The organism is Mycobacterium sp. TH-M103 (assembly GCF_057473785.1).
Genome location: NZ_JBYCLG010000128.1, coordinates 1 through 2,904, shown reverse-complemented (window position 1 = coordinate 2,904; position 2,904 = coordinate 1). Strand labels below are relative to the sequence as shown.

Below are 2,904 nucleotides of genomic sequence, written 5' to 3'. Positions count from 1 at the left end.
TGGCGCAGGCCGACGTCGACGCGCTGGCCGCCATCGTCGGCGCCGACCACTGCCGCACCGCGCACCGCGACCGGCTGCTGCACGCCGGCGGCAAGTCCACCCTCGACCTGTTGCGCCGCAAGGATTCCGGGGTTCAGGACGCCCCCGACGCCGTGCTGCTGCCCGGCGACGAGGACGCCGTCGCCGAGATCCTGCGCTACTGCTCCGAACAGCGCATCGCCGTCGTCCCCTTCGGCGGCGGCACCAGCGTCGTCGGCGGGCTCGATCCCGCCCGCGGCGGGTTCTCCGCCGTGGTGTCGCTGGACCTGCGCCGCTTCGACCGGCTGATCTCGATCGACGAGGTGTCCGGGCAGGCGGTGTTCGGGGCCGGCGTCACCGGGCCCGACGCCGAACGCCTGCTCGGCGAACACGGCTTCTCGCTGGGCCATTTCCCGCAGAGCTTCGAATACGCCACGATCGGTGGCTACGCGGCCACCCGGTCGTCCGGGCAGGACTCGGCCGGCTACGGCCGGTTCGACGACATGGTGCGCGGGCTGCGCGTCGTCACCCCCGCGGGCACCCTGGACCTGGGCCGCGCACCGGCCTCGGCCGCCGGCCCCGACCTGCGCCAGCTGCTGCTCGGATCGGAGGGCACCCTCGGCGTCATCACGCAGGTGCGGCTGCGCGTGCACCGCAAGCCCGAGGCAGTCCGCCACGAGGCATGGTCTTTCCCCGACTTCGCGGCCGGAACCGCGGCGCTGCGCGCGGTCACCCAAACCGCCACCGGCGCAACGGTCATCCGGCTTTCCGACGAGGTCGAGACCGGGGTCAACCTGGCCACCACCGAGTCGATCGGCGAGAACCAGATCACCGGCGGCTGCCTGGCGATCACCGCGTTCGAGGGCACCGCCGAACACGTCGAGAGCCGGCACGCCGAGACCAGCGCCCTGCTCAGGGCCCACGGCGGCACGTCGCTGGGCGAAGGGCCGGCGCAGGCGTGGGAGCGGGGGCGATTCGCCGCGCCCTACCTGCGCGACTCGCTGCTGGCCGCCGGCGCGCTGTGCGAGACCCTCGAGACCGCGACCGACTGGTCCAACATCCCCGCCCTCAAAACCGCCGTCACCCAGGCACTCACCGACGCCCTGGCCGCGTCGGGCACGCCGGCGCTGGTGATGTGCCACATCTCGCACGTCTACCCGACCGGCGCCTCGTTGTACTTCACCATCGTCGCCGGGCAGCGCGGTGACGCGATCGCGCAGTGGCGGGCCGCCAAGACAGCGGCGTCCGACGCGATCATGGCGACCGGCGGGACCATCACCCACCACCACGCCGTCGGGGCCGACCACCGGCCCTGGATGCGCGACGAGATCGGCGACCTGGGTGTGCGGGTGTTGCGCGCGGTCAAGGCGACACTGGACCCGGCCGGAATCCTCAACCCCGGCAAGCTGATCCCGTGACCACCGAACCGCACCGCCGCGAGATCGGCAAGGTGATCGCGCTGACCAATCCCGTCTCGGGCCACGGCGCGGCCATCCGCGCGGCGGAACTCGCGATCGCGCGGCTGCACCAGAAAGGCGTGGAGGTCGTCGAGATCATCGGCGACGACGCCCAGGACGCGCGCTATCTGGTCGGCGCCGCGCTGGAGAAGGGCGCCGACGCGGTGATGGCCACCGGGGGTGACGGCGTCATCTCCAACGCGCTGCAGGTGCTGGCCGGCACCGGCGTGCCGCTGGGCATCGTGCCGGCGGGGACCGGCAACGACCACGCCCGCGAATTCGGCATCCCCACCACTTCCGACGCGGCGGCCGACGTCGTCGCCGGCGGGTGGACGGAATCCATTGACCTGGGCCGGATCACGTGGGGCGACGGCCAGAGCAAGTGGTTCGGCACCGTGGCGGCCACCGGGTTCGACTCCCTGGTGACCGACCGGGCCAACCGGATGCGCTGGCCCCACGGGCGCGCGCGCTACTACCTGGCGATGCTCGCCGAGCTGTCGCAGCTGCGGCTCCTGCCGTTCCGCATGGTGCTCGACGGAACCCGGGAGATCGACACAGATCTCACGCTGGTGGCGTTCGGCAACACCCGCAGCTACGGCGGGGGGATGCTGGTCTGCCCGCACGCCGATCACTCCGACGGCCTGCTCGATCTGACCATGGTGCACGAGGCGTCGCGCACCAAGCTGGTCCGGCTGTTCCCCACCGTCATGAAGGGCACGCACGTCGACCTCGACGAGGTGAGCACGGCGCGCGCCAGGTCGATTCAGGTCCAATGCCCCGGCATCAACGTGTACGCCGACGGCGACTTCGCGTGCCCGCTGCCCGCGGAGATCTCCGCGGTTCCGGGCGCGCTGCGGGTGCTGCGTCCTAGCCCACACCCCGGCTGAGCCAGGTCACCTCGCCGGCGTCGCCGCCGTCGCGGTACGCCTCGAGCGCGTCGTCCCACGCCGTCCCCAGCACGGTGTCCAGCTCGGCGGCCAGCGCGTCGGCGCCGTGCGCCATCAATGACCGCAGCCGCATCTCCCCGACCATGATGTCGCCGTTGGCGCTCATCGCCCCGCTCCACAGGCCCAGCTGTGGGGTGTGGCTGAACCGCTGCCCGTCGACGCCGGGGCTGGGATCCTCGGTGACCTCGAACCGCAGCACCGACCAGGAGCGCAGCGCGTTGGCCAACCGGGCGCCGGTGCCGACCGGACCCACCCAGTTGGTCACCGCGCGCAGCTGTCCCGGCATGGCCGGCTGCGGCGTCCACGTCAGGTTGGCCTTGGCGCCCAACGTCGACGACAACGCCCACTCGACATGCGGGCATACCGCCGCGGGCGAGGCATGGACGTACACCACGCCAGCCGTCACGTCGGCGAATTGATTCGTCGCACGCATCTCTTGCTCCTTCGGTTCCACGAGGGACGTCTTCCCCAACGACCTGGCG

Annotated in this window: 3 protein-coding genes; 2 read left to right on the top strand and 1 reads right to left on the bottom strand. The window is 72.2% G+C overall.

Going from position 1 to position 2,904, the window contains the following annotated elements:
- Both AC2VOR_RS07335 and AC2VOR_RS07330 read left to right on the top strand, forming a co-directional pair.
- Window positions 1-1,436: FAD-binding oxidoreductase (locus AC2VOR_RS07335; RefSeq protein WP_486963498.1), on the top strand; the 1,436-nt coding region annotated here is incomplete at its 5' end.
- On the top strand, window positions 1,433-2,362 hold the full coding sequence (locus AC2VOR_RS07330; RefSeq protein WP_486963497.1) for a diacylglycerol kinase: 930 nt from the start codon (window positions 1,433-1,435) through the stop codon (window positions 2,360-2,362). The genes AC2VOR_RS07335 and AC2VOR_RS07330, both read left to right, overlap by 4 nt.
- Here AC2VOR_RS07330 and AC2VOR_RS07325 read toward each other — a convergent pair.
- On the bottom strand, window positions 2,343-2,855 hold the full coding sequence (locus tag AC2VOR_RS07325) for a DUF3145 domain-containing protein (RefSeq protein ID WP_369738210.1): 513 nt from the start codon (window positions 2,853-2,855) through the stop codon (window positions 2,343-2,345). The two genes, AC2VOR_RS07330 and AC2VOR_RS07325, sit on opposite strands and share 20 nt — an antisense overlap.
- Between the last annotated feature and the right edge of the window lie 49 nt (window positions 2,856-2,904).

What these genes read in the sequence shown, in the direction of transcription:
- AC2VOR_RS07325 (WP_369738210.1), bottom strand. Translation starts at nt 2,855, where the DNA reads ATGCGTGCGACGAATCAATTCGCCGACGTGACGGCTGGCGTGGTGTAC.